Here is a 25,390-nt window from a genome sequence, read left to right on the forward strand (position 1 = left end):
TTCCACGGAGTATGGGACTTATGAGACTAATAAGGCTAATGTGACTTATGGCACGGATGAGGAATGATAAGTAATGGAATCCGTTATTTTGAAATGAAATATCCGATAAATTATGAAGTTGTAATTAAAATATACCAAAGTTGCAGGAAGAATCTGTTGTTGTTTCTATGCTGCATGCTTTTTGCTGTAGGTGGAGTATATATGATAATTGACGAGGATGAATCTTGCAGGTTTGTGATTAAATTTATAGTGTGCTGGCTTAGTGTGATATTTTGGGGAGGTGGTGGATTGTTCTTGGGTGTCACCACTCTTTATAATACCATAAAACGCATACCATATTTAATTATCTATGATGACAGGGTTGGAGCAATACGTGCAATTTACGGCAGCATAAAATACAATATATTTTGCAGATGTAAAATGTTTCAGACTAATTAAAATAAATAGTAACATGCAAATAGCCATTGACTACAAGGACTCATATCTTTTGAAGAAAATGAAATCTAGAAGCACCTCAGGTATAGTCAAAAAGTAGATGGCATTTAATTTCAATGTCACAGGAGCTATTGAAACTATTTATGTCTCAAACCTTGGAATGAAGTGAGATGATATTTACCATCTGCTGAATGAACGCCTGAACGGACAGAAGATATCTGAAGAAAGGCAAGCTTGAACATAATGTAAAAAGACTTTTATTTTGCCGGCTAATCTTATAATGAAGGGTAATGATATTTGCCATCTGTTGAATGAACGCCTGAAAAGACAGAAGTTGTCTGATGAAAGGCAAACTTGAACATAATGCGAATAGACTTTTATTTTCGCCGGCTAATTGTGCATCGAAACGTGATATATGGACCTGAACTATTGTTCCTTACCGATATTGCTCTAAGAACGCTCTCATGCACGCTTTGTCAGTTCAATTCTGAATGTTGTGCCTTTGCCTATTTCTGAGTTTTTCACGAATATTCGGCCTTTATGATATTCTTCAACGATTCGTTTTGCCAACGACAGTCCCAGGCCCCAGCCACGTTTTTTTGTTGTAAAGCCAGGTTTGAAAACATTTCTTATGTTCTTTTTCTTTATACCTTTGCCTGTGTCAGTAACTTCAATGATTACTCTCGATGCCGTTTCCTCGACATGAAGCGTTATTGTGCCGCATCCTTCCATTGCATCTACAGCGTTTTTACACAGATTTTCGATTACCCACTCGAAGAGCGAACTGTTTATTCTTACTGTTATGTCGTTTTCGGGAAACTCTTTTATGAAGGTTACCTTTGACGAAGTGCGCCGGTCCATGTAGTCGATTACATGAGTCATGACGTCCATAAGGCTTGAAGGAACAGGCTCCGGCAGTGAACCAATCTTTGAGAAACGCTCGGCTATAAGTTCGAGTCTCTTGACGTCTTTATCCATTTCGGGTATCAGCTCGTCGTCAGGATAATTCTCCTTTAATATCTCTGTCCATGCCATAAGGCTCGAAATAGGCGTGCCGAGCTGGTGGGCTGTTTCCTTGGACAGACCTACCCACACCTTGTTTTGCTCTGCCTTTTTGGATGTAAGCAGTGCGAATATCGCAACAACTACAAACAGCATGACAACTCCAAGCTGGATGTAAGGATATGTAGACAGGCGTTTCAGAATGACAGAATCGTCGTAGCACACGTTGATATAATCATTCTTAAGGCTGTCGTCGAGATATATCCTGATGAATTTTCCTTCGTTAAGCAATTTTTCGCTTATGCTTCCGGCATTTTTCAGGCTGTCCTCATAGTTTACGCCTTTAAGGTTGACGTTGCGGTAAATCTGCACGTTGCGTTTCGAGTCGGTAACAATTACCGGTATGGTGTTGTTTTCGTTGATGACCTTAAGGACAAGATTGAGATCAGTGTTTTCGTCTGCCTTGTTAAGCGAGCGCATGGCTTCAGCCCATACCTCCATCTTGTTGTGTTCTTCGTCTGCAAGCTTCTTTACAAGATTATTGGACACAATAAGAGAAGCAACGGCAATAATTATGGCCGCCAGCACGAGTATTATCTTCACCTGTCTTATTCGGTCTGTCCACTGCATACAGTTTTATAACGCCTTAAAAATAATAATATTGTTTGCGCGCGCATTAAAATGATGCCACAGGCTGCGCATCGGCATTGAGCATGCAGCATGATTCAGCTGAAAGAAAAGGATTGGGCGGAACGCATGTATAAACTATTCTGCTTAGTTAAATAGACCGTTTACATTGTTAATAAACTAAGCTGTTTAGTTAAAAGTGCATCCGTTTTAATTTTATTAACACGCATATTTTTGCATATAACTAATCTATTTAGTTACTTTGCGGTAAACAAAAACAAATAGCTATGAAATCATTGACAAACAAGGAAGAAGAGATAATGAACCACTATTGGGACAAGGGCGAGATGCAGATACGCGAGCTGCAGGCTTTGTATGACGATCCGAAACCACATGTAAACACGCTTTCAACACTTGTGCATATACTGGAAGACAAAGGCTTCCTGTCGCACCGCAACCTGAAGACACGCACATACGCCTATTTCCCGAAGATATCGCGCGAAGGCTACAAGCGAGGTTCGCTTAATAACGTTGTCAACAAGTTCTTCGGCAAGTCGTATCTTGGAGTGGTGTCTACACTTGTGAGCGAAGAGAAAATATCGCTCGACGAGCTGAAAGACCTCATAAAAAAGGTTGAGGAGAACAAAAAATGAAGAAACTGCTGCTGACATTGTTGCTCGCCCTGTGTATTTCTGCAACCTCTTTTGCCGACGGAAAACTGCCGAAACTTCTCATAGACGGCTGCTTCTTTAACGAAATGCCGTCGGATGTTGACGGAAAACAGGTTGGTGTAATAATCCTGTCGGACCAGGACGGCAACAAAATCATGGCGATAAAGGGCATCAAGCTAAGTGACGAATCTAAGCGCTATGCCGTGAAAAAGGAAGATGTGCCCAACGCCGACTACTGGATTGAGCAGGCACAGGTAAGAGAATCTATGGCAATGAAGATGGTTTACAACGTGCCGAAGAAGACCAGAATTGCCGAAGGCGACACGATAGGGCAGTTCAGCGTGAAAGATGTCGACGGCCGTGTGTGGGACAACGCATCAACCAAAGGCCGCGCGCTGGTGCTCAACTTCTGGTACACAGGCTGTGGGCCGTGCATAAGGGAGATGCCTGAGATAAGCAAATGGAAAGACGAATGTCCTGATGTAAACTTCCTTGCCGTTACGTATAATTCGTTTGAAGAAATAAAAGACATCGTAGAACGGCAGAACTTCAGGTTCACGCAAGTAGCCGGCGACAGGACACTTTGGGAGATGTTCATGGTGCAGCAGACGCCTACGACGGTGCTGATAGACAAGGACGGAGTGGTGCGCAAACTGGTCACAGGAACCAACGGCCAGAAACGCCACGACATGCTTGAGGCTATAAAGAAAGTTTCGGCCGTGCGCTGAGACCGGTTTGAGGATAAAAATACGGATAAAAAACGATGATGCCATGGGAATGTTTTTCATATATTCGATAAAGGTGGCGATATGCCTGGCGGCTTTCTACCTGTTTTACAAACTGCTGCTCAGCCGCGACACGTTTCATGCGTTCAACCGCGCCACGCTGTTGCTGCTCATGCTGCTGTCGCTCGTGCTGCCGTTTGTGAACATATCTGTGGACGAGCCAACCGTGGCTTACGACGGAATGGTGCAGATAGAGCAGCTGCTGGCTATGGGCGTTGTAGACGACGGCCCTGCGCCCTCGGGCCCGACGCTCATACAGGTGCTCTTCGCCATATATATAATAGGTGTGGCCTTGTTCCTTGTAGGCGAGATATGCTCGCTCGTAAGGCTGCATAGGCTTATCTCGGGAAAATACTCTGTTACAACCGCCGACGGCATAAAGATAGTAGTGATTGATGATGACGTAGCGCCGTTCAGCTGGTTTAACAACATCGTGATAAGCAGGAGCGACTATGAAAGCGGACGCAGCGAAATACTAATACACGAAAAGGCGCACATAGCGCGCCGCCACTCGCTCGACATAATGCTGTGCAACATGCTGCTGATATTCCAGTGGTTTAATCCCGCCGCATGGCTGCTGCGCCGCGAGCTGCAGAACATACACGAGTATGAGGCCGACGAGGCCGTGATACAGAGCGGTGCCGACGCATCCGAATATCAGCTCCTTCTGATACGCAAGGCCGTGGGCGAGCGGCTATTCAGTATGGCAAACAATCTAAATCATAACTCACTAAAAAAACGAATAACTATGATGCTGATTAAAAAGTCTAACCCGTGGAACCGCGCCAAGATATTGCTTACCGTTCCCGTTGCGGCCGTTGCCGTAGTGGCTTTTGCCACGCCGAAGGCCGAAAGCTTGAGTAAGGAGATAGAGCACGACAGCAATGCTCTCGTAAATTCTGTTGTTAGAAGCATGCCGGGCACGGCCGAGCATCTGGCCATGAGCACTGGCGAGGCCGGCGCCGCAGGCATGTCGGCTGAAGCCGCTGCGCCGGAGACTGCTGCCGCCGACAGCCTCAGGGGGCGTGTGGCAGGCGTTACTGTCGGCGCCTCAAAAGATGACGGCCGTGTGTTCGACGTTGTCGAGGATCAGCCGCGCTATCCCGGCGGAACTAATGCCCTTATGGCATACCTGCGTGATAACATAAAATACCCTGCCGAAGCCGCCAAGGCCGGCATACAAGGAATGGTGATAGTGCAGTTCGTTATAGGCAAGGACGGCACCGTTAGAGATGTTAAGCCAATAAGAAACGTCAGTCCAGAACTCGACGCCGAGGCTGTCAGAGTGGTTGCCGCCATGCCAAAATGGGTGCCGGGCTATCAGCGCGGCGAGGCAGTAAACGTGCGTTACACTTTGCCAGTGAACTTCCGCATGGACGGCGGACCTGACAGCGAAAGCCAGAAAGCCGCCGGCAGCAATATTGCCTTTAGCGATGATGTATATTATGTCGTAGACGGTGTGCACGTCAGTGCCGCCGAACTGAAAAAGATAAGCGCAGATAAAATAAATAGCATAGAGGTGTTTAAAGGCGAGTCTGCCGTTGAAAAATTTGGCGAACAGGCCAAGAACGGCGCCATTGTGGTAAGCACCAAGAAATAAGATGAAGATGCATCGGCCGCCCGGACATGTTCCGGCCGGCATCGATAAGATATACTTTTGTTGCCTCACGCCACAGGCTCATAACGGCGTGCAGAGCCAACAGACAGGGCGATGGATGCCTGCTGGTTTTCAAAAGGTGGCCTTTTGCGTTGCGAAAGGCCACCTTTCAGCATGTAAAAGACCATGTTTTAGAGCGTAAAAGACGGCCTTTTACAACGCATTGATACACAATGCGTTACACGGACGGCTAAAACAGCCTGCCAAATGGCTGCCGGGACGCCGTAAACGGGCGTATGCCCGGTGTGAAATTTATGAATGCCGGAGCCGTATTCAGTGCCCTCCGTGTGCGCCGTGAGGTATAAGCCCTGCCACGCAGCCTATGTGCCGTTTAGGCGTTTGGTATATGTCTGCCGTGCCTGCGCAGCCATATTTTAAGGCAGATGTAAGCACCTGCAGTAGGCATTTGCGGCATATAATTATGCGGCACGTGCCATTTGTCAATACTTTTAACATGCTCCTAAACGGCAGATAAATGCTGCAACATGGTGAAACAATGCCACTTTAGTCTATAAATACATGAAATTTTCGGCATTTGTAATACAAGAATAAAAAATAATTTGTAACTTTGCAGCCCAAAGGCGATGCGTGTGGAAGAAGCACCCGGGGTGCTGCTGTAATTCCGTGCGCATGAAGTCATTTATTTTATTCATCAAAAAATGTGCAGTTTAGAGTCTTTTAAAATTGATTTGAAAGGTCTTAAGGAGGGCGAAACCATCTTTAAGTACGACCTCGACAATGCTTATTTTGAGGCTGTAGACGGTCCTGAGGTAAGGAGCGGAGCGGTAGAGGTGGAGCTGAGAGTTCAGCGCACGTCAGAGTATTTCGAGCTCAACTTCCACTCAGAAGGCACAGTCAATGTTCCGTGCGACATCTGTCTCGACGACATGGAGCAGCCCGTAAGCTCTGACAACAGGCTGACGGTTAAGTTTGGAGAAGAATATTCAGAAGACGACGACCTCATAACGGTAGAGCGCGACGAAGGCCGGCTCGACGTTTCATGGTTTATATACGAGTTCATAGCCCTCAGCATACCCATTAAGCATGTGCATGCACCTGGAAAATGCAACCCTGCGATGATAAAAGCTCTCGAAGAGCATTCAGCTGCCCGAAGCAGTGATGGCGATGAGGAGAAGCCCGTGGACCCGCGTTGGAGTGAATTAGAAAAATTAAAAACAATAATTAAAGATTAAAAGAAAATGGCACATCCTAAAAGAAGACAGTCAAAGACACGTACACTTAAAAGAAGAACTCATGACAAGGCTGTAGCTCCTACACTGGCAGTATGCCCTAACTGCGGCGCTTATCATATTTATCACACAGTTTGCCCGACATGCGGTTACTACAGAGGTAAGATCGCTATTGTAAAGGAAACAGCTGAATAATGGAGAAAATAAACGCAATAATCACAGGAATCGGCGGTTACGTTCCTGACTATGTCCTCAACAACGAGGAACTGTCAAGAATGGTAGACACCAACGATGAGTGGATTATGACGCGTGTCGGCATCAAGGAGCGCCGCATCCTCACCGAGGAAGGCCTCGGCACGTCATACATGGCGCGCAAGGCTGCAAAGCAGCTCCTTAAGAAAACGGGCGTCGACCCCGATACCATCGATGCTGTCATCGTTTCCACCTCGACAGCCGATTATGCTTTTCCGTCAACAGCATCTATCGTTATAGGCAAGCTGGGACTGAAAAACGCGTTTGCTTTCGACTTTTGGGCTGCTTGTTGCGGCTTCCTCTATTCGTTCGACGTGGCAACGTCGATGATACAGAGCGGACGCTACAAGAGGATAATAGTAATCGGAGCCGACAAGATGTCGTCAGTTGTCGACTATAAAGACCGCAGCACATGCCCTCTCTTCGGCGACGGTGCGGCAGCGGTTCTCGTAGAAGGTACAACTGAGCAGAACATCGGTGCGATGGACTCTTACTTCCGTGCCGACGGAAAGGGACTTCCCTTCCTCCATCTTAAGGCCGGCGGTTCGGTATGTCCTCCGTCACACTTCACGGTCGACCACCGTCTGCATTACCTCTATCAGGAGGGACGCACAGTGTTCCGCTATGCCGTTACAAGCATGAGCGACGACTGCGCACTTATAGCAGAGCGCAACAACCTCAACAAGGACAACATCCGCTTTGTGGTTCCTCATCAGGCCAACATCCGCATCATCGAGGCTGTGGCCAAGCGTCTTGAGCTGCCCATGGAGCAGGTTATGGTCAACATTGAGCACTTCGGTAACACCAGTGCGGCTACTATTCCGCTCGCAATCTGGGAGAACGAGCATCTGCTCAAGAAGGGCGACAACCTCATCATGACGGCATTCGGCGCCGGATTCGTTCACGGAGCTTCTTACTACAAGTGGGCTTACGACGGATCAGACTTTGTCGGAAAATAGACAGAAAGATAATATCAGATAGAAAGACGACGCATCTGCCCTTATATGGCAGGTGCGTTTCTTTTTTTGTGCCATGCCCGTGCGCGGCGTCATTCAGTGGCGTGCGCACGGGCATGGCTTGTCCATGTGAATGGATGTCGTGCGTGCCGTCAGTATTCTTTCATATTGAATGTTTCTACTCCGAAGTTTCGTAAATATTGTTGCCGGTATGCTCCGAAAGGTTAACATAAGGTAAAAAGTGGCCCGCAGAGAGCAACATGTCGAAAAACTTCGTACATTTATGGCGTAAATCTTAACATTTATAGGCTATGAACAGAATATGGGAATCAGCAATCATTGCGGCAGGCATCGTTATATTGGGCCTCTGCATAAAGTCGGGTTTCGACAATTTTACCAACAAAGACCGCAAGGTTACAGTGAAGGGACTTGCCGAGAAGGAGGTGGCGGCCGACAAGGTTACATGGCCGATACTTACAAAGGAGCTGGGCGACAACCTGCCGGAATTATACACGCGCATAAACGCTACCACGGCCAAGGTGAAGAGCTTTCTGACGCAGAACGGCATCAAGGAGAGCGAAATCAGCGTCAACGCCCCCGTGGTGATCGACCTTAATGCCGACCAGTACAGCATGGCAAAGCGCAACTACCGTTACAACATAACGTCAACGGTTACCGTTACGTCGCGCAACGTGAAGCTCGTAAGAAGCATCATTGCGCGTCAGGGCGAACTGCTTAAGCAGGGCGTGGCCGTTGTCGACGGCGGATATGGCAGCGGAGTGTCTTATGAGTATGTCTCGTTCCAGCAGATGAAGCCTAAGATGATGCAGGAGGCTATAAAGAACGCAGAACAGACGGCGGCACAGTTTGCCGAAAACAGCAACAGCAAACTCGACAAGATTATGACCGCCGACCAGGGACAGTTCTCTATAGACGACCGCGACAGCAACACGCCTTACATAAAGAAGGTGCGTGTGGTTACCACGGTTACGTATTCGCTGAAGGATTAGTGCAGGTGATGTGCCGGTGTTTAAGTCATTAGGGTTTTGCAGTCAGATGCGTTGTGCATGCTGTGAATGTAATTTCGCCGTATGGCTTAAACAGTGAAATCGTATGAGAAATGTGATTTTAATTTAGGTTCTTGTAGCCTAAAAAATTGAGTTGGTTTAAATAAACAAAAGACTTCGCCGGACATCAGCCTGCGAAGTCTTTTTTATTTCGTCAGAAGCTCGGCTCTGCTTTTCCGCGCTTCATTTTGTCAAAATAGAATACGTCTGCATGAAGTTCGTTTGCGTCGGCATGGTAAAAGTGGCCGATTCTTCCGTTTGCGCAGTTGTTGCCATAGTATATTTCTATTTCAATATATGGTGTCAGATTTCCGTTTTCTTCTGTGCAGTACAATTTCCAGTCTCCTTTGGTTGTATCGTTTTTTAGTATTCGCCAATCAGTGTAGGTGTCTTTTCCGTTGATTTTTACAATTTCTCTTGTCACAATCTTTGTTATATGTACGTTCTTTCTGTCTTTTCCGAGATAGATATATTCGTAAATTTTTCCTGTACTGTCAGACACCTCGTTATACCATTCGCCACAAGTAATGTCGAAATACTTTTCGTTAAGCTCTTTTGTTGCTTTGTTCGCTTCGGTTACGATGAGGTGTGGTTCAGCTCCATCGCATGAACAAAGGCCGATGGCCACAATAAGAAAGATGAAAAAATTTTTGACCATAATAATATTTTTTAGTTTAATTTACTGTTGTTATAACGTGCCTTCCGTTACTTTATTGTGTTGTTGAATATATTGACATGCGGATAGCTTAACGTCCTGATAATGTGGTGATTAATGCAGGCTGCGGACGCATTCTCCGGTTGGTGTATTGCGGCGTGTTCCAAGTGTCAGTTTAACATCTTTTATCTTGATTTATTGGCACATGCAACCTGCTTAGTTGGTTGTGCTGAAAATTTTTCGTATATTTGCAGACTTAGATTATAATCTTTTATTCAAGCAAAATAAAAATACAGATGCACAAGGCAGGATTTGTAAACATTGTAGGTAATCCTAACGTGGGCAAGTCGACGCTGATGAATCAGCTTGTAGGCGAGCGCATAAGCATTGCCACATTCAAGGCGCAGACCACGCGCCACCGTATAATGGGCATCGTCAACACGGACGACATGCAGATCGTGTTCTCCGACACCCCGGGAGTGCTCAAGCCAAACTATAAGCTGCAGGAGTCGATGCTGGCTTTCTCTGAGTCGGCACTTAAAGACGCTGACGTGCTGCTCTATGTAACCGACGTGGTGGAGAACCCCGAAAAGAACATGGACTTCCTCGAGAAGGTGCGCAAGATGACTATTCCGGTGCTCCTGCTTATCAACAAGATTGACGAGAGCGACCAGCAGAAGCTCGGCGACCTGGTTGAGCTGTGGCATAAGCTGCTGCCCGAGGCTGAGATTCTGCCCATATCGGCCAAGAATAAGTTTGGCATCGACATGCTGCTGAAGCGCATTAAGGAGCTGTTGCCCGACTCGCCGCCTTATTTCGACAAAGACCAGCTCACCGACAAGCCGGCACGTTTCTTTGTGAGCGAGATAATACGCGAGAAGATTCTGCTCTATTACGACAAGGAGATACCTTACTCTGTTGAGGTCAGCGTGCAGTCGTTCAAGGAAGACGAGCGCCACATACACATACGTGCGGTAATATATGTTGAGCGCGACTCGCAGAAAGGCATCATCATCGGACATCAGGGCGTGGCCCTGAAGAAGATGAGCACCGAGGCACGCAAGACTCTCGAGAAGTTCTTCGGCAAGAGCATCTACCTCGAGATGTTCGTCAAGGTTGACAAAGACTGGCGCAGCTCTAAGAAAGAGCTTGACAACTTTGGCTACAATCCGGAGTAATTTCTCATGCCTGTTTCGGGCTTTTGCGGCATGCACACATACGGCATTCCGCATGCTTTGAATAAACAGATAAAGAGTGAAGCTATAATAAATATAAACCAGAGGGAGATGTGTTGGCCTCCGTTTCGGCCGTCGTGCGGCAGGACTCAGCGTCCGGCATGCGTATCAAGGATGAATCCCGGCAGGCTTGATCTCTCTAAAACAAATGACAAATGGCAAATTTAGTAGCAATAGTAGGACGCCCTAATGTAGGTAAGTCTACGCTTTTTAACCGACTCACAAAGTCGCGTCGTGCTATCGTCAGCGACACCGCCGGCACCACACGTGACCGTCAGTACGGCAAGTGCGAGTGGAACGGAAAGGAGTTTTCCGTTGTCGACACCGGAGGATGGGTGGTAAAGTCGGATGACATCTTTGAAGAAGAAATACGCAAGCAGGTGATTATTGCCACCGAAGAGGCCGATCTGGTGCTCTTCCTGGTTGACGTTACAACCGGTCTGACCGACTGGGACGAGGACGTGGCTGCCATCCTGCGCCGTACAAAGCTGCCGGTTATCGTGGTGGTCAATAAGGTTGACAACAACGACCTGCAGTATAGTGCTGCCGAGTTCTATAAGCTCGGACTTGGCGATCCGCAGTGCATAAGCAGCGCCACGGGCAGCGGCACGGGCGATCTGCTCGACCTTATGCTTACAAAGTTCAAGAGCGACAGCGGCGAACTGCTTGAAGACGGCATTCCTCGCTTTGCCGTTGTCGGCCGTCCTAACGCCGGCAAGAGCAGCATCATCAACGCCTTTATCGGCGAAGACCGCAACATCGTAACCGAGATAGCCGGCACTACGCGCGACAGTATCTATACGCGCTACGACAAGTTTGGCTTCGATTTCTACCTGGTTGACACAGCTGGCATACGCCGTAAGAATAAGGTTACTGAAGATCTTGAGTTCTACAGCGTGATGCGTTCTATCCGCGCCATCGAAAACTCGGATGTCTGCATACTTATGATCGACGCTACACGAGGCATCGAGGCACAGGACATGAACATCTTCCAGCTTATACAGAAGAACAACAAGTCGCTCGTGGTTGTGGTGAACAAGTGGGATTTGGTAGAGAACAAGGACCAGAAGGTTATCGACACCTTCGTTACTGCCATACGCAACCGCATGGCTCCGTTCACCGACTTTCCTATAATCTTTGCCTCGGCACTTACAAAGCAGCGCATATTCAAGGTGCTCGAAACAGCCAAGCAGGTTTATCTCAACCGCAAGGCCAAGATCGGAACCACCAAGCTCAACGAGGTTATGCTGCCGCTGATTGAGGCTTATCCGCCACCATCGATAAAAGGCAAGTATATCAAGATAAAGTATTGCTCGCAGTTGCCCAACACGCAGATACCTTCGTTCGTGTTCTACGCCAATCTGCCGCAATACATCAAGGAGCCTTACAGACGTTTCCTCGAGAACAAGATTCGCGAGAACTGGACTCTCACAGGCTCGCCTATAAACATCTTTATCAGGCAAAAATAACTTGTGGCGCGTTGGCCATGTTTTATAGATGCTAATATAATTAAATGAGAAAAATATTTTTCGTCATATTCACTTTTTGCGTTTTTATGTTCTTTGCGTGCAGCGAAGAACATAAAAACGATATCGCTGCAGCCAAGGCCGCAAAGGAGTATTACGACTCGCTGCTGGCCGGAAATTATGCATATTTTGTTCGCGGCATGTATCTTGCCGACACCATCCCTGACGGTTATCGCGAAGAGCTTGAGGCCAATGCCAAGATGTTTGTGGAACGTGTCAAAGAGGAGCATCACGGCATACGCGAAGTCAGGATAATGAACTGTGTCAATGACACAATCCATATTGAAAAGACAGACAAGTCTGTCCATGCAGCCGAAGCTTTCCTAGTGTTCTGTTTTGGCGACAGCCTTAACGAGGAAGTTGTCGTACCAATGGTTTTCCATAAGAACCGTTGGCTTATGCGATAGGGCATTTTAGACGTTGTTTCGGCTAAGTCCTTGTCCCTGTCTGCGGGTTGTACGTTGTGCTGTCGGTTGCGGATGCAGCAGCTTGTCAAAAGTTGAACAACCGTCATGGTAATTAAATCATTTTGCGGTATGGAATTTAATATCAGTCAGTTTGTCCGCAGAAGAACAATGGCTCTTTTATGCCTGTTGTCCTTCGTCTTTACGGTCTTTGCCCAAGAGCCTTTCGGCAGTTCTAAAATCAACGATGGCGGCAATGACATTACAGATTCCGTGCCGTCAGCATTTCAGGATAAGCTTATGCATGATGCCTATTCGCCTGAGTTTTCGGCGCCTTTGCCCGAAAGCCGTTTTACGAATAGTACATTCAGCAGGATGATGTCGTCGGTTCAGCCTCCCAAACTAAAGTTTCATGTTGACAGTATAGAGCGCATAATGCTTTACGGCATGCCCGAACCGAAGTTTACTGCATCGCCTTACGCTTACGACTTCAGCCGCAGTGGTGTCGTCACTTCATGGAAGAACGGCTATCTTATTGGTTCCGGCTCGCGCACCACCATGCCTGCCCTGATGTCTAACCAGAACGTGTCGTTCAGCGCGGTGCAGAATGTTGGCAACTTAACCTTTGCCGGAGGAGTTTCGGCCGACCGCTATTCTATGTGGCGCAACGTGAACACCATGTTTGGCTTCAGGGGCTCTGTTACCTATAACTTCAACGAAAACGTTTCGGCCACCATATTCGGCCGTTATTATACAGGGCAGTCATACTACACGATGGGAGCCATGCCTTATATGGGTTCGAGCGGTTACGGAGGTTTCTTGAGCTTAATGGGCGAAACGTTCGGCATGGATGTGGGTGTTGAGCGATATTATGACTCGTTTGCCGGCCGTTGGGTTACGTCGCCGATAATAACGCCTAAGATAAAATTCAGCGAAAAGTTTACGCTTGAACTGCCTGTGGGCTGGCTGGTAAAAGAAGTGCTTGATGAGACTGTGTTTAAGAACAACAAGAAGCAAGGGCCGATGATTATGCCTGAGTTTACGCCGATGCCCGGACCGATACCTTTCGGACCGCCGGAAATCAATTATCAAAGATAATAAGAAACGTTTACATACAGCAATATTACTGTTTGCGCATTCAGCAATATTGGCAGTATGTCCTGCTTGTTGAGGATAGTGCTATTCCACTATCCACCTTTCTATATTCCTTGTCTCGCGGCTGAAGTTTACGCCAATCTTGTACAGCTTTCTCGGGTCTGATGCAAACGGGGCTGCATATTGTTTCTCGTTGATTTGCTTTATGGCCTCTTCCGCAGTGCCTTCAAGCTTAAACTCCATGACGTAGATATATTCTTTTGTCTTTACCACCATGTCTATTCTTCCCTGCGACGTGTGGTATTCGGCTTCGGTATAAAAGCCCAGCAGGCTGAACATTATGTAGAGCACGTTCTGATAGTGAAGTTCCTGCTGACGTGCCAGTTCGTAGGGCGTGCCGGCCATGAAGCTTTGCAGGCGCGCCATAAAGTCGTCAATCTTTCCGGCTCTTACCTCCTTTACAAAGTTCATTATCTGAAAAGCCGACTCATGTTCGTTTATGTTGACATAGCTCGGCATGAGAAAGTTGATAAATCCGTGTTCAACTTCCTCGTTGGGAAATCCCAGTGTATATGTCTTAAACTCCTTGTCGTAGTCTTTTATTGTCAGATATCCGGTCTGGAAGAACATAGGCACAGGATTGTTTTCTGTGTTCTCCATTCCGTTGAGCTCATAAGACGAAGCCTGCACGCCTTCTGTAAGATTGCTCAGACGATAGTCGTTCTGCTTCAGCATCTTTACGAGCAGGGTAGGGGTGCCTGTGGCAAACCAGTAGTTGTCGAGTTCCATCCTGTAGAATGTGTTCAGCAGGCTGAACGGATTGTACATGCCTTCGCCGTTTTCGGTGAAATGATATCCGTCATAAAGTTTTTTCAGCCGGTTGCAAGTTTCGTCGAACGATATGTTCATCTTTTCGGCCAGTTGCCTGATGTCAGGCTCAAAGTTTCCCTTCAGTTCCTTTTCGGTTATTCCGCATAAGGCAGAATAATTGTCGTCCATTGTTATGTCGTTCAGGTTGTTCAGGTCGCTGAATATGCTTACCCTGCTGAATCTGGTTACGCCTGTAAGAATGGCAAACTTGATATATCCGTCGCACGATTTCAGGTTGCCGTAGAATGCTTTAAGCGTGTTGCGGTATTCATCTTGCAGCTTTTCGTTTCCGATGGCCTGTATCAGTGGCTTGTCATATTCGTCTATGAGTATTGCCACGTTCTGTCCGGTCTGTTTTGCCGCATTTCTTATTATGGCAGAAAAGCGTAGTGAGGCAGATTTCTCAGATGTCTCGCACCCATACATCTTTTCCCATTTTGCAAGATAGCTGTTGAGCATATCTTCAAGGTCTTGCCGTGATTTATATTCCTGACCATTCAGGTCGATGTGCAGCACAGGTCTCACAGTCCATTCTTTTTCCAGCTTTTCAACGTCGAGTCCCTTGAATAGTTCACGTTTTCCCTGGAAATAAGCCTCCAGAGTAGAAATCATCAGACTTTTTCCGAAGCGTCGCGGGCGGCCGAGAAAATAATATTTGCCTGTGCGTACAAGGCGATGTATCAGTGCCGTCTTGTCTACATATATATACCCGTTGCGTCTCAGGTCTTCAAAGTTTTGTATGCCTATCGGATAAAGTCTTTCCATTTCTCTCTTCATTTTTGTTACGTCATGCGGCATCCGTCTGTAACGTGTTGCCTTCATGCCTTATGCAAAGATAGTGAAAGGCGAGTGAAAAGTCAAAAGAAAAACAATGTTTTTTGTTTTGACAATTCTGAGCCGCTTCCTATATTCTTTGAATTATATGATGAAAAAGTATGATTTTTATAAATACCCGGTAAAAAAGCATGTAAGTATTTGCAGACTTTAATCAGATTTTGTGGAATTATATTTACAATGAGTTGAAAAGCACCCGAAAATCGTAACTTTTTATCGGTTTTATGTTTTAGATGGTAATTTGCACTACATTTTAATGCCTGTTTGTTAAGATAATCACACTGTTTTAGTTTTAAACTGTTAGTGGCTTGTTTACGACTCGTAAATGGGCCACTTTTTATGCAAAAACGGCCCACTTTTTATCCGTAAACCATAGAGTAATTTTGTTTGTATTGCAAGGTTTCATTTTCAGATGGGCAAGGGCATGGCTGAACATTTCTATATGCATGGCTGCTGTGTGTAGCCTTTGCGCCAGTCAGTCGTTGAGTGCCGGCTTCGTCTGTATGCTTGTTATAGCATGAATCATGTTTTCTGCCGAATAAAATAAGCGGACAAAGGCAAAACATTATTGCCTTTGTCCGCTTGTCAGGTTATTGCATGTTGCAGGTGCAGACTGAACGTATGTGGATAACTTCCTGCTCCTCAATATTCTTACTTCACCTTGACCGTCGTTATGGGCTGATTCTTTGTAGCGTCGAGCAGTACGGCCTGATATTTCACCTTGTCGAATTTTATTGTCTTCAGGTCAAACTTCCTTATGGCGCTGTTGTGCATCGTGCGGTAGTATATCGCCAAGTTCTTCATGTCTGTGGCCGATGTCCATTGCGTTGCGCTTGGAATGTCGGCTGGAGTCTCGCCGTCGACAAACTCAATGCCTACGGGTATGTCGAAGTTGTTGAGTATCTGGAAACACTGCAGCACGGTTTCTTCGGCAGTCTGTTTTTTCGGAGCCGTTGCCTGATAGAACGCTGCGCGCACAAAGCGTGAAGGCGGAGTTACGTCGCCCGGTATGCCTAAGAATCCGCTGCCGGCGCCAAACGACGTGAGGGCTGTGCCGTCTAATGTCTTTGCCTGTGCCGTGCCGGGATAGAGGTTTACGTAGTTGTTCAGATTGGTCATCTGCCATTCAAAGCCAGGCGAGTTGGTCAGCACGCCCAGTCTGTTTTCAAACACGTTCACCTTGCCTTCGGTTATCTCTATCACTATCTGACGGCCCGACGGCTCGGTTATGCGCCAGTGAACTGTTGAGGCTCTCGGGTCTATTGCCACCACATGAACGTCTTTCATTCCTTCAATTACTTCGTCTACGGTGCTGAAGTTGCCCAGAATCCATGATACCAGCTGCAGGTCGGCTATGCTCGACTGGCGGTTAGCTTCGCTGTAAGCCTCATACTGTCCGTATCTCGGAAAGTAGAACAGACCGGCCGACAATCCTTTTTCGTTAAGGCCTTCAGCCACAAATTCCTCCTGCTCAACGGCCAGACCTACATATCCGTATTTGGCTGTAAACTGCAGTCCGTTCTTCTGTCCGCCCGGTATATACGACTGCTGCGTATATCCTCTCGGCACGATTACATACTTGCTGTTAAGGTCGCTTCCGCCCCATTCGATAGTTCTTGCCGGGATGCTTGTTCCGTCGGCAGTCTTCAGTGTTATGCCTGTGCAGGCTTCTGCCTGCTGTGTGCTTGTTGCCATCAGGGCCGCTGCGGCCATTACGGCTAATAGTTTCATTCTCATAATCTCTTTGTTTTTTGTTGATTATTGTTTCTTTTAGGCAGCTGCCCGGCCCCTTTTCTTATGCCGGCCTTCTTTTGTTTTTGCCGTAGGGGGCTCTTGTCTGCCATTATCCAAAGATACAGAATAGTTTTGACACCGCAATGCATAAGTCCGTTTATTTGTAAATTTAATGATTAAGGTCAAGTCTGTTCATCTTATTAAGGTGTGCTGTCACAGATGTTTTTTATCTTATGTCGTCAGACGGTACAATAAAAAAACGGCATCCGCATACGCGGATGCCGTCTCTGTTGATATTTCTGTTGTTTACATTTCCTTGTTAATCACGGCGTTGCGCATCTTTTTGAGCAGGTCGCTCGCAAATATGAAGTCGGTCAGCTTCTGGTTGCTCGAGCCCATTATGTCGGCGCTCACGCCCTGCCATTCCTTGTGTCCTTCGTATATAAAGATGATGTTCTCGCCTATGCCCATCACCGAGTTCATGTCGTGAGTGTTTATAATCGTGGTGATGTTAAACTCGTGCGTGATGCTGTGCAGCAGTTCGTCAATCACGAGCGACGTCTTAGGGTCGAGTCCTGAGTTTGGCTCGTCGCAGAACAGATATTTAGGATTAAGCGCTATGGCTCTGGCTATTGCCACACGCTTCTGCATACCGCCCGAGAGTTCGCCCGGAAACTTTGATCCGGCGTCCTTCAGATTTACGCGGTCGAGACATGTCTTGGCGCGCTGTATGCGTTCGCGGAGGTTCATGTTAGAGAACATGTCGAGCGGGAACATCACGTTCTCTAGTACCGTCATCGAGTCGAACAGCGCCGCGCTCTGGAAAATCATGCCCATCTCCCTGCGCAGCATTATCTTCTCCTTCTTGTCCATGGCCATGAAGTTGCGTCCGTCGTAGAGCACGTCGCCGCTTGTAGGCTCGAGCAGTCCCACGAGGTTCTTCACGAGCACGGTCTTTCCTGAGCCGCTTTGTCCGATTATCAGGTTTGTCTTTCCGCTGTCAAAAACGGTGCTGATGTCTTTCAGCACTTCTTTCTCACCGAAGGATTTGCAGAGGTTCTTAACTTCAATCATGGCCTATGAAAGTATTTGAGTTAAAAATACGTCGGAGAACAGCACAAGCACGCTGCTTGTAACCACAGCGTTGGTGCTCGACTTGCCCACCTCGACCGAGCCTCCCTCAACGGTGTAGCCGTAGTAAGACGACACGCTCGTGATGATGAACGCGAAGAAGAGGCTCTTGATGATGCTCATATACATAAACCACGGGTTGAAGTCGTGCTGCAAGCCTATCGTAAGGTCTTCCGCGCTTATCACGTGTCCCAGATATGAGGTGGCGTAGGCGCCGATGATGCCTGATGCCGTGCTGAATATAACCAGGAACGGCATGATGGTTATCATGCCCATGATTTTCGGCAGGATGAGGAAGTTGGCCGAGTTGACGCCCATGATGTCAAGCGCGTCTATCTGCTGCGTCACTCTCATCGTGCCTATCTCCGAGGCAATGTTAGAGCCCACCTTTCCGGCAAGGATAAGACACATTATTGACGATGAAAACTCGAGCAGCATGATTTCGCGCGTTACGTATCCCGTAACGAAGCGCGGCATCCACGGGCTCTGTATGTTCAGCTTTATCTGTATGCAGATTACTGCGCCGATAAAAAACGATATCAGCAGCACAATGCCTATCGAGTTTACGCCCAGCGATGACATTTCCTTCAGATACTGCTTCATGAACATGCGCATGCGTTCAGGCCGCGAGAAGGCACGGCCCATAAGTATCAGGTATTTACCGAAACTTGTTAGATATTTGTCTATCAGCATTGTCTTAAAAAGTCTGTTATATAATTTCTCTTGGCGTGAAACCGCTACAAAAGTAACCAAAAATTGATAAAAAACTGCAACAAGTTCAAGAGTTTTTCGATTCTGTAGATATTATTAGATACAATTTTACTACTTTTGCATAAATAAACATTGTTACAGTCTTAAATGAACGGAGAAAAAGATTTGAATGCGGGCATGCAGCAGGGCGAAGGCATGGTGCTGCGTGCCGAGGGACTGGTGAAGCGCTACGGAAAGCGCACCGTTGTTAACGACGTTTCGATCAACGTGAGGCAGGGCGAGATTGTCGGACTGCTCGGACCTAACGGTGCCGGCAAGACAACGTCGTTCTATATGACCACAGGTCTTATCGTGCCCAACGCGGGCCATATATATCTGGGAGACAAGGAGATAACCGACTTTCCTGTATACAAGCGCGCAAGGGCGGGCATTGGCTATCTGCCGCAGGAGGCAAGCGTGTTCCGCAAGCTGAGCGTTGAAGACAACATCATGGCTGTGCTCGAGATGACAGGGCTGAAGCGTGCCGAGCGCGAGGAAAAGCTGGAGAGCCTCATACGCGAGTTCCGCCTGAACAAGGTGCGAAAGAACAAGGGTGACCAGCTTTCGGGAGGTGAGCGTCGCCGTACTGAGATTGCGCGCTGTCTGGCCATCGATCCTAAGTTTATCATGCTCGACGAGCCCTTTGCCGGCGTAGACCCTATTGCCGTTGAGGACATTCAGCACATAGTGTGGCAGCTTAAATACCGCAACATCGGCATCCTTATAACCGACCACAACGTGCAGGAGACCCTTAGCATCACCGACCGTGCATATCTGCTGTTCGAGGGCCGCATATTGTTCCGCGGTACGCCTGAACAGCTTGCCGAGAATAAGATTGTAAGGGAGAAATACCTCAGTAACAGCTTCGTTCTCCGAAAGAAAGACTTCCAGCTTATCGACGAGGAGAAAAAAGCACGCGAGGCAGAGGAAAACGGTTAATTAATTCATAATTCACAATTCATAATTCATAATTGGGTTGATTATTTTCAAAAAAACAAAACGGCATATCCGCCAACCAATTATGAATTATGAATTGTGAATTATGAATTAAAAAGATTTATTTGTTGAAATAGTACAGGAATGTCGCAATGCCGGTCAGGGCTTTTTTGGGCGAATCCTTTATCTCAATACTGAACTTTATTTCGGCTTTTACCGTTCCGCGCAGGTTCTCTATGCTGTGCAGGTCGGCCACGAGGCGTATTGATTCGCCTGACTTTACAGCCTGTCCGAACTTCATCTTGTCCATGCCGTAGTTCACCATCATCTTCAGGTTGTTTACCTCAATGATCTGGTTCCACAGATAGGGCAGCATCGACAGCGTGAGATAGCCGTGGGCTATAGTTGTCTTGAACGGGCTCTCTGTCTTTGCGCGCTCCTGGTCTACGTGTATCCACTGATGGTCCAGTGTGGCGTCGGCAAACATGTTTATGCGTTCCTGTGTCAGCTCTACATAGTCAGACACTCCGATGTTCTTGCCGAGCAGAGCGGCAAACTCTTCATAACTGTTGATAATTACTTTACTCACTTTTCTTGATGTTTATAGATTTGTAAATTAGTTGATTTCAATCATACTCCGTCGGGACTGTAGAGATACTGCGCCAGCGGGTCGGCATAGTCAAACAGCTCTTCGGACTTGAAGAATCGCTTAATCTCTATTGCGGCGTTCTCCGTGCTGTCAGAAGCATGTATTATGTTCTCCTGTCCGCTCATAGAGTAGTCGCCTCTTATTGTTCCCGGCGCAGCCTTGCGTCCGTTGGTGGCTCCCGTTATGGTGCGCACCACTTCAACTGCCTCGCATCCCTCAACACACAGAGCCACCACCGGGGCAGCCATCATTGAGGCTTTCACGAATTTAAAGAACGGTCTTTCGGCCAGGTGGGCGTAGTGTTCGTTGAGCAGTTCGTCTGTCAGCTGCATCATCTTCATGCCCACAATGCGCAGGCCTTTGCGCTCAATTCGGTTTATTATTTCTCCGATAAGCCTTCTCTGCACTGTGCAGGGCTTCAGCAGTATTAGTGTTCTTTCCATGTTATGTTTTGATATTAAGGTTTTTCTATGTTCAGTTGTTGCCGTTGCGGCGTGTCATTTCAGTTCCTTGCCGTCAGAGAAAGCGTTGCCTGCCTTTGCGCCGATCTTGCGGTATTCGTTGTTGAACGGGTCGAATATCACTGGGGCTGCCTTCTCTACGTCAACCTTTCCGTCTTCGCCTATAACGCTCTCGTCAACGCTTACGTTCACAATCTCGCCGCGCAGTATGCATGTATCAGGATTATAGTCTATCAGACGGCACTCAACGGCCACGGCAAGTTCGTCTATCAGCGGAGCATCGACAAACTCCGACTTGGTGGCATGAAATCCTGCACGCTCAAACTTGTCGGGCACATTGTTTCCCGACACAAGTCCTACATAGTCGCATGCCACGATATGTGCGGCGTCGGCCATGCTCACCGTGAATGCTTTGCGTTTCAGTATGTTCTTCACTGTCTTGTGTCCTGCGCTGAGACACATGCTTATCTCTTTTATCTCGCTTATGCCGCCCCACGCTGCGTTCATGGCGTCGGGTGTGCCGTCTTCGCCGTATGTTGCTATGATGAACACCGGCTGCGGATATGTCAGCGGCTTTGCTCCAAAATTCTTTCTCATAATGCTTAAGTTCTTTGATAACTGAAAGTTAACTTACAAAAATACAAACTTTGTCTGACACGGGCAAATTATTTAAGTGAAAAGCGAACAATCCGATTGAAGATTAAGTGAAGAGTGAAGAACGAAGAGTGAAGAATCCAAATGTTGAGATGTTTTTATGGCAACAAAGCATATGACTTTAACTCCTAGCCAACTTGTTGGCGATAACTACTTTAACTCCCGTCTTGCGAAAGTTAAAAGTGAAAAGCGAACAATCCAAATGCGGAGTTGTGAAAGCCGGGAGTGAAGAATTTGAATGTAAGTAGTAAGCCAATTAAAATGAATTTATTATATTTGCACTGCGCAGAACTTGTCTGTTCACTGCCTAAAATGCAAAAACACTATAAAGAACTGATGTCAAATGTTTAAAACAGACTTTGCGGGCAATGCTCACGGTAAGACACAATTCGGATGACTTCACTCAAGATAAAATACTACAGGGCATATGACTTTAACTCCTTTAACTACTATAACTTTTTTAATTACAAGAATACTCCCCTTCTTGCTGCTTTGCACAACATTCTTTTCCTGTCGTGACGGAGGCAGGGCGGAGGGCATATTGCGCACAGCCGACAGCCTTATGGAGGAACATCCCGACAGCGCGTTGGCGATATTGAAGCGCGACTCACTCGAAATATGCCGTTCGGGTAAAGACTTTCGCCTGTGGTATGCTCTGTCGCGCACCGAAGCCGACGACAAATGCTATATCCTGCATGTGTCAGACTCGGCCATACGTATAGCCGCAGGGTGTTATGATTCTTACGGCAGTGCCCTTCAGCGCGTACGTGCTGATTATCTTCTCGGCCGTGTTTATTGCGACATGCATCTTTACGGCCACGCCCTTACATCGTTCAACAAGGCCATTGCCGTTGACGCGGAGAACGATTCTGTCATCAACCGCTACAAAGCCCGTGCCGCCACATGGGCAGGATATGTTTATGAGGTTGAGGGCTTGCATAAAGATGCGTTGCGATATAATAAGTTGGCATACGGATATGCCAAGAAGGCCGGCGCACAGGTTACAGAGATTTATTCGTTGAGAGACATTGGGCGGTCGTACAGCTATCTCAAGCAGAACAACACGGCTATACCTTATTATCGGCAAGCTGCAAAAAAGGCAAAGTCTATTGATGACGCGAACCTTTATAATATGGTTATGGAGGAATTGGCTGGTATATATATTGAAGAAGGTCGGCTTGATGAAGCCTATGCGGCATTGAATACGCCCTTTCTTGCAATGACAGACAAAGACATATCATCTCATTATTATGTTTGGGCATATTATTTTGAGCATACGGGACAACTTGATTCTGCCGTGGCTTATAATAAGAGAGGGATGATTTACAGTAATAATACAGAAAAAAGAGATGCGTGTCAGGATTTAATAAGAATCTTAAATAAGCAGGGCAAGCGTGACGAGGCAATGGAATATTATGAGAAATATTCTGTATATTCTGACTCTGTGGAAGCAAGTGAACTGAAGGAAACATCGGACATGTTGTCGCAGGTGGAAAAGAGTATAGATGTGGAGCGTAAAAATGCGGCTTTGGCCTCCTCGCAGTTACGCCTTGCAGCAGTAATGTCTATACTGGTTGTTGTGGTGGTTATTGCTTCGGTGGCTTTGCTGGGGATGTATCTCAAGCGCAAGAGAAAGCAACGGGAGCAGCTGGAGCGAGTGAGACGTTATCGCCTCGAGCGCAGCATGAAGGAAAAACAGCGCGCGCAGCAGAACAAGGAGCGCATAGCCTTACTTGAAAATGAACTGACAGCATCAAACCAGACGCTGTCGGAACTGCGGCAGGAACTTATCCGCAATGAGGCTGAGATGCTGAAATATAAAGACGCCTTGACAGCCTTTGAGCAGAAGCACGGCGAGCTGCTTGTGGCAGATTTGGCCGATACGGATGTGTATAAACTTTATCACGATCCGATTGCAAAACCTACATCTGCCGATTATCACATGCTTGTTGAGGCTCTGAACAAGGCATATGGTGATTTCACCTTGCGCCTAAAGGAGTTTTATCCCGACATACGTAGCAATGAGATGTGGATATGCTGCATGGTAAAGGCCGGTCTGACCTCTAAAGAGATATGCAACATATCGTCTTATTCGTACAGTTCCATCGGCATGGCTAAGGTTCGCCTGTATGGTAAAATGCTCGGCAAGAAAGGTTCGTCGAGAGACTTTGATACCTTTATCCGTGATTTTTAGATGTTTTATAATATGTTGATTTCTAAAGTTTTATTGCATGGACGGAACAATATGGTGAAGTTTTGTTAAGCTGATTGTTCACCTAAAGTTTTTTCAATGTTTGTATATTTGACAAACTTTAAAGCGATGAAAAAATCAGCAGGTGATGACATCTGTTGTTATTGCAGATAAAAAACAAGCTGTGTGAGGCAGACATTTAGAATGTAAGTCCGTCGCTTGGTGATTAATGTTTAACTTAAATCTGATTTATCATGCAGAAGTGTGTATTAATGTTTTTCCTGTTGCTGGCACCGTATATGGTTTATGCGCAGACGGACAGCGTATGCTGTGGCGACTCCGTGTCGGAGGCTTGGACTGAAGCCAACAAAGACAGAATAGCGATGATGACGCGCAGCGAATGGCTCAAACTTCCGACAGACGGGATTAGGCGTGCTGCATACACAAGGTTTACTCCTGAACAGCGAGTGCAGTTCTGGAAAGATAAGCTGACGGACATCGCAGCTGACGATAAGTTGTCGGAAAAGGAAAAGAGCCATGTGATGAAGCTATATGACTTTATAGACAGCCATCAAGGTTTGTTTACTGGTAAGCAGATTACTCCTGAACAGGACACCGAAGTCAATACGTTTATGGCAGGGTGGATGCAGACGGCAGAACGACAGTTCAGATGGAGCCGGCAGATGGTGTATTCGATAGCCGCGTCAGGCGAAGAAATGGTGATAAAATATGAAAACGATTAATTTGTCATGCCTCCGGCAATGCCTTATATTGATGTTTGCCTATGAATTGCAAGGATTATTTATGTTCGTTCTTCCTGATGCTGCTGTCAACAATGGCGGCATGTATATTTAATTGTTTCGAGTCTCTCTTCATATCCTCATTTGCAGGAGGGCTGTTTTTGTCGGCTGTCGTATGTTGGCGTTTGTCTGCCATACAGCGAAAGAGAGAAAACACAAACAGGCATTTTATGGCGATGTTGGCAGGTATTCTTGCTTTTATGATACCGTTTTATGCCGTTACTTTCTACGACTCTCTCATCTCGCTGATGCAGTCGTTGGGCTGGCTGCTTGCTGCGGTGCTGACGTACATCTGTTTTGTATGCAGAATAAAAGCTGTGTATGTCATTTCTGTGGTTGTCTGGCTTATTTTTATAATATTTGCCGTACCGGCATGGGTGTCTTATTTCATAAACGTTTATGAGTGTGCCGATTAGGTGTGATAAAAGTCTGTTTAAACTTTTTGTCGGCTAATTATCTGAATTATGCGCCCGTCGTATGTCTTTCAAAACACGGCAAATGACCTTCTAAAAGGTATGCTTTTGCAGCATAAAATGTGCTCTTTCAGACAGTAAAAGGATACCTTTTGCAGAGCCATAGCGGGCTATGTCAAGAATAATCCGACAAAAAGACGGGCTGAAAGCTGAATGCACAAAATAGATAAGGCCATGTGCGGCTTGATGACAGATTAGTGTTAAAGTCAACTTGTTTCAGGACCAGAGCCGCATGGAGTCAACCAAAATCAGAAAAAGTCAACGGCAGAAAGCATAAAAGTTTTGATAAAAACTCGTCACTCGTCACAATGCTGTGTAACGTGCTGTCCGTCAGTCTGTTGTAGCGTGAT

The 25,390-nt window shown here is 46.8% G+C and carries 24 protein-coding genes; 15 read left to right on the forward strand and 9 right to left on the reverse strand.

Annotated features, from left to right (window positions below):
* Positions 1 to 93: 93 nt before the first annotated feature.
* Positions 94 to 438, forward strand: coding sequence for an STM3941 family protein (locus ACU52_RS15935; RefSeq protein WP_162207786.1), 345 nt, complete (start codon positions 94 to 96; stop codon positions 436 to 438).
* Between the two features lie 459 nt (positions 439 to 897).
* Here ACU52_RS15935 and ACU52_RS13555 read toward each other — a convergent pair whose 3' ends face one another.
* On the reverse strand, positions 898 to 2,067 hold the full coding sequence (locus ACU52_RS13555; RefSeq protein ID WP_021854252.1) for a sensor histidine kinase: 1,170 nt from the start codon (positions 2,065 to 2,067) through the stop codon (positions 898 to 900).
* A gap of 284 nt (positions 2,068 to 2,351) precedes the next feature.
* Here ACU52_RS13555 and ACU52_RS13560 point away from each other — a divergent pair, with 284 nt between their 5' ends.
* From ACU52_RS13560 to ACU52_RS13585, 7 genes are all read left to right on the forward strand, one after another.
* Positions 2,352 to 2,717: a BlaI/MecI/CopY family transcriptional regulator gene (locus ACU52_RS13560; protein ID WP_021854251.1), complete on the forward strand. Its 366-nt coding sequence runs from the start codon at positions 2,352 to 2,354 to the stop codon at positions 2,715 to 2,717.
* Positions 2,714 to 3,463 (forward strand): TlpA family protein disulfide reductase, encoded by a 750-nt coding sequence (locus ACU52_RS13565; protein ID WP_053399177.1) that lies wholly within the window; start codon positions 2,714 to 2,716, stop codon positions 3,461 to 3,463. Before ACU52_RS13560 ends, ACU52_RS13565 begins: the two co-directional genes overlap by 4 nt.
* A 43-nt stretch (positions 3,464 to 3,506) precedes the next feature.
* Positions 3,507 to 5,120, forward strand: coding sequence for a M56 family metallopeptidase (locus tag ACU52_RS13570; protein WP_147630884.1), 1,614 nt, complete (start codon positions 3,507 to 3,509; stop codon positions 5,118 to 5,120).
* Positions 5,121 to 5,836: 716 nt separating this feature from the next.
* On the forward strand, positions 5,837 to 6,370 hold the full coding sequence (locus ACU52_RS13575; protein WP_053399179.1) for a YceD family protein: 534 nt from the start codon (positions 5,837 to 5,839) through the stop codon (positions 6,368 to 6,370).
* A 6-nt stretch (positions 6,371 to 6,376) separates the two neighbouring features.
* Positions 6,377 to 6,562 (forward strand): 50S ribosomal protein L32, encoded by a 186-nt coding sequence (rpmF, locus tag ACU52_RS14880; protein ID WP_021854246.1) that lies wholly within the window; start codon positions 6,377 to 6,379, stop codon positions 6,560 to 6,562.
* Positions 6,562 to 7,578, forward strand: coding sequence for a beta-ketoacyl-ACP synthase III (locus ACU52_RS13580; RefSeq protein WP_021854245.1), 1,017 nt, complete (start codon positions 6,562 to 6,564; stop codon positions 7,576 to 7,578). Before rpmF ends, ACU52_RS13580 begins: the two co-directional genes overlap by 1 nt.
* A gap of 308 nt (positions 7,579 to 7,886) precedes the next feature.
* Positions 7,887 to 8,585, forward strand: a complete 699-nt coding sequence (locus ACU52_RS13585; protein WP_021854244.1) for an SIMPL domain-containing protein — start codon at positions 7,887 to 7,889, stop codon at positions 8,583 to 8,585.
* A 211-nt stretch (positions 8,586 to 8,796) separates the two neighbouring features.
* Here ACU52_RS13585 and ACU52_RS13590 read toward each other — a convergent pair whose 3' ends face one another.
* Positions 8,797 to 9,300 (reverse strand): hypothetical protein, encoded by a 504-nt coding sequence (locus ACU52_RS13590; RefSeq protein ID WP_053399180.1) that lies wholly within the window; start codon positions 9,298 to 9,300, stop codon positions 8,797 to 8,799.
* Positions 9,301 to 9,593: 293 nt separating this feature from the next.
* Between ACU52_RS13590 and era the strand changes: the two genes are divergently transcribed.
* The 4 genes from era (at position 9,594) to ACU52_RS13615 (ending at position 13,560) form a co-directional block, all read left to right on the forward strand.
* Positions 9,594 to 10,475 carry a GTPase Era gene (gene era / locus ACU52_RS13595; protein ID WP_021854241.1) on the forward strand — a complete coding sequence of 294 codons (882 nt, stop codon included), beginning with the start codon at positions 9,594 to 9,596 and terminating at the stop codon, positions 10,473 to 10,475.
* A 212-nt stretch (positions 10,476 to 10,687) separates the two neighbouring features.
* Complete coding sequence (der, locus tag ACU52_RS13605) at positions 10,688 to 12,001, forward strand: ribosome biogenesis GTPase Der (RefSeq protein WP_021854240.1); 1,314 nt, start codon at positions 10,688 to 10,690, stop codon at positions 11,999 to 12,001.
* A gap of 44 nt (positions 12,002 to 12,045) precedes the next feature.
* Positions 12,046 to 12,465, forward strand: coding sequence for a hypothetical protein (locus ACU52_RS13610; RefSeq protein WP_082335304.1), 420 nt, complete (start codon positions 12,046 to 12,048; stop codon positions 12,463 to 12,465).
* A 129-nt stretch (positions 12,466 to 12,594) separates the two neighbouring features.
* Entirely contained in the window at positions 12,595 to 13,560 is a 966-nt protein-coding gene (locus ACU52_RS13615) for a hypothetical protein (RefSeq protein ID WP_053399183.1), read from the forward strand.
* A gap of 81 nt (positions 13,561 to 13,641) precedes the next feature.
* Here the strand turns inward: ACU52_RS13615 and ACU52_RS13620 are convergent, their stop codons facing one another.
* From ACU52_RS13620 to ACU52_RS13635, 4 genes are all read right to left on the reverse strand, one after another.
* Positions 13,642 to 15,192, reverse strand: coding sequence for an ATP-binding protein (locus ACU52_RS13620; RefSeq protein WP_053399191.1), 1,551 nt, complete (start codon positions 15,190 to 15,192; stop codon positions 13,642 to 13,644).
* A 720-nt stretch (positions 15,193 to 15,912) separates the two neighbouring features.
* A complete protein-coding gene (locus ACU52_RS13625) occupies positions 15,913 to 16,998 on the reverse strand; it encodes a linear amide C-N hydrolase (protein WP_082335305.1) in 1,086 nt (361 codons plus the stop codon).
* A 303-nt stretch (positions 16,999 to 17,301) separates the two neighbouring features.
* Positions 17,302 to 18,069 (reverse strand): ABC transporter ATP-binding protein, encoded by a 768-nt coding sequence (locus ACU52_RS13630; protein ID WP_021854235.1) that lies wholly within the window; start codon positions 18,067 to 18,069, stop codon positions 17,302 to 17,304.
* Between the two features lie 3 nt (positions 18,070 to 18,072).
* Positions 18,073 to 18,819 (reverse strand): MlaE family ABC transporter permease, encoded by a 747-nt coding sequence (locus ACU52_RS13635; RefSeq protein ID WP_021854234.1) that lies wholly within the window; start codon positions 18,817 to 18,819, stop codon positions 18,073 to 18,075.
* 165 nt (positions 18,820 to 18,984) lie between these two features.
* On the opposite strand from ACU52_RS13635, the gene lptB reads away from it, so the two are divergent.
* Positions 18,985 to 19,815, forward strand: a complete 831-nt coding sequence (gene lptB / locus ACU52_RS13640) for an LPS export ABC transporter ATP-binding protein (RefSeq protein WP_053399185.1) — start codon at positions 18,985 to 18,987, stop codon at positions 19,813 to 19,815.
* A gap of 118 nt (positions 19,816 to 19,933) precedes the next feature.
* Here lptB and ACU52_RS13645 read toward each other — a convergent pair whose 3' ends face one another.
* The 3 genes from ACU52_RS13645 to ACU52_RS13655 are packed head-to-tail and all read right to left on the reverse strand — an operon-like array spanning position 19,934 to position 21,519.
* The gene (locus tag ACU52_RS13645; RefSeq protein ID WP_021854232.1) at positions 19,934 to 20,401 is read right to left on the reverse strand and encodes a MaoC family dehydratase; all 468 of its coding nucleotides are present in this window, start codon (positions 20,399 to 20,401) and stop codon (positions 19,934 to 19,936) included.
* Between the two features lie 41 nt (positions 20,402 to 20,442).
* Positions 20,443 to 20,904, reverse strand: coding sequence for a nucleoside-diphosphate kinase (gene ndk / locus ACU52_RS13650; protein WP_053399186.1), 462 nt, complete (start codon positions 20,902 to 20,904; stop codon positions 20,443 to 20,445).
* 54 nt (positions 20,905 to 20,958) lie between these two features.
* Entirely contained in the window at positions 20,959 to 21,519 is a 561-nt protein-coding gene (locus ACU52_RS13655; RefSeq protein WP_053399187.1) for a flavin reductase family protein, read from the reverse strand.
* A gap of 541 nt (positions 21,520 to 22,060) precedes the next feature.
* Here ACU52_RS13655 and ACU52_RS13660 point away from each other — a divergent pair.
* Together ACU52_RS13660 and ACU52_RS13665 are read left to right on the forward strand one after the other, a co-directional pair.
* On the forward strand, positions 22,061 to 23,770 hold the full coding sequence (locus tag ACU52_RS13660; RefSeq protein WP_053399188.1) for a tetratricopeptide repeat protein: 1,710 nt from the start codon (positions 22,061 to 22,063) through the stop codon (positions 23,768 to 23,770).
* A 251-nt stretch (positions 23,771 to 24,021) separates the two neighbouring features.
* The gene (locus ACU52_RS13665) at positions 24,022 to 24,510 is read left to right on the forward strand and encodes a bacteriocin fulvocin C-related protein (RefSeq protein WP_147630885.1); all 489 of its coding nucleotides are present in this window, start codon (positions 24,022 to 24,024) and stop codon (positions 24,508 to 24,510) included.
* Positions 24,511 to 25,390 lie beyond the last annotated feature (880 nt).

This window comes from Xylanibacter rarus, from assembly GCF_001275135.1.
Classification (GTDB): domain Bacteria; phylum Bacteroidota; class Bacteroidia; order Bacteroidales; family Bacteroidaceae; genus Prevotella; species Prevotella rara.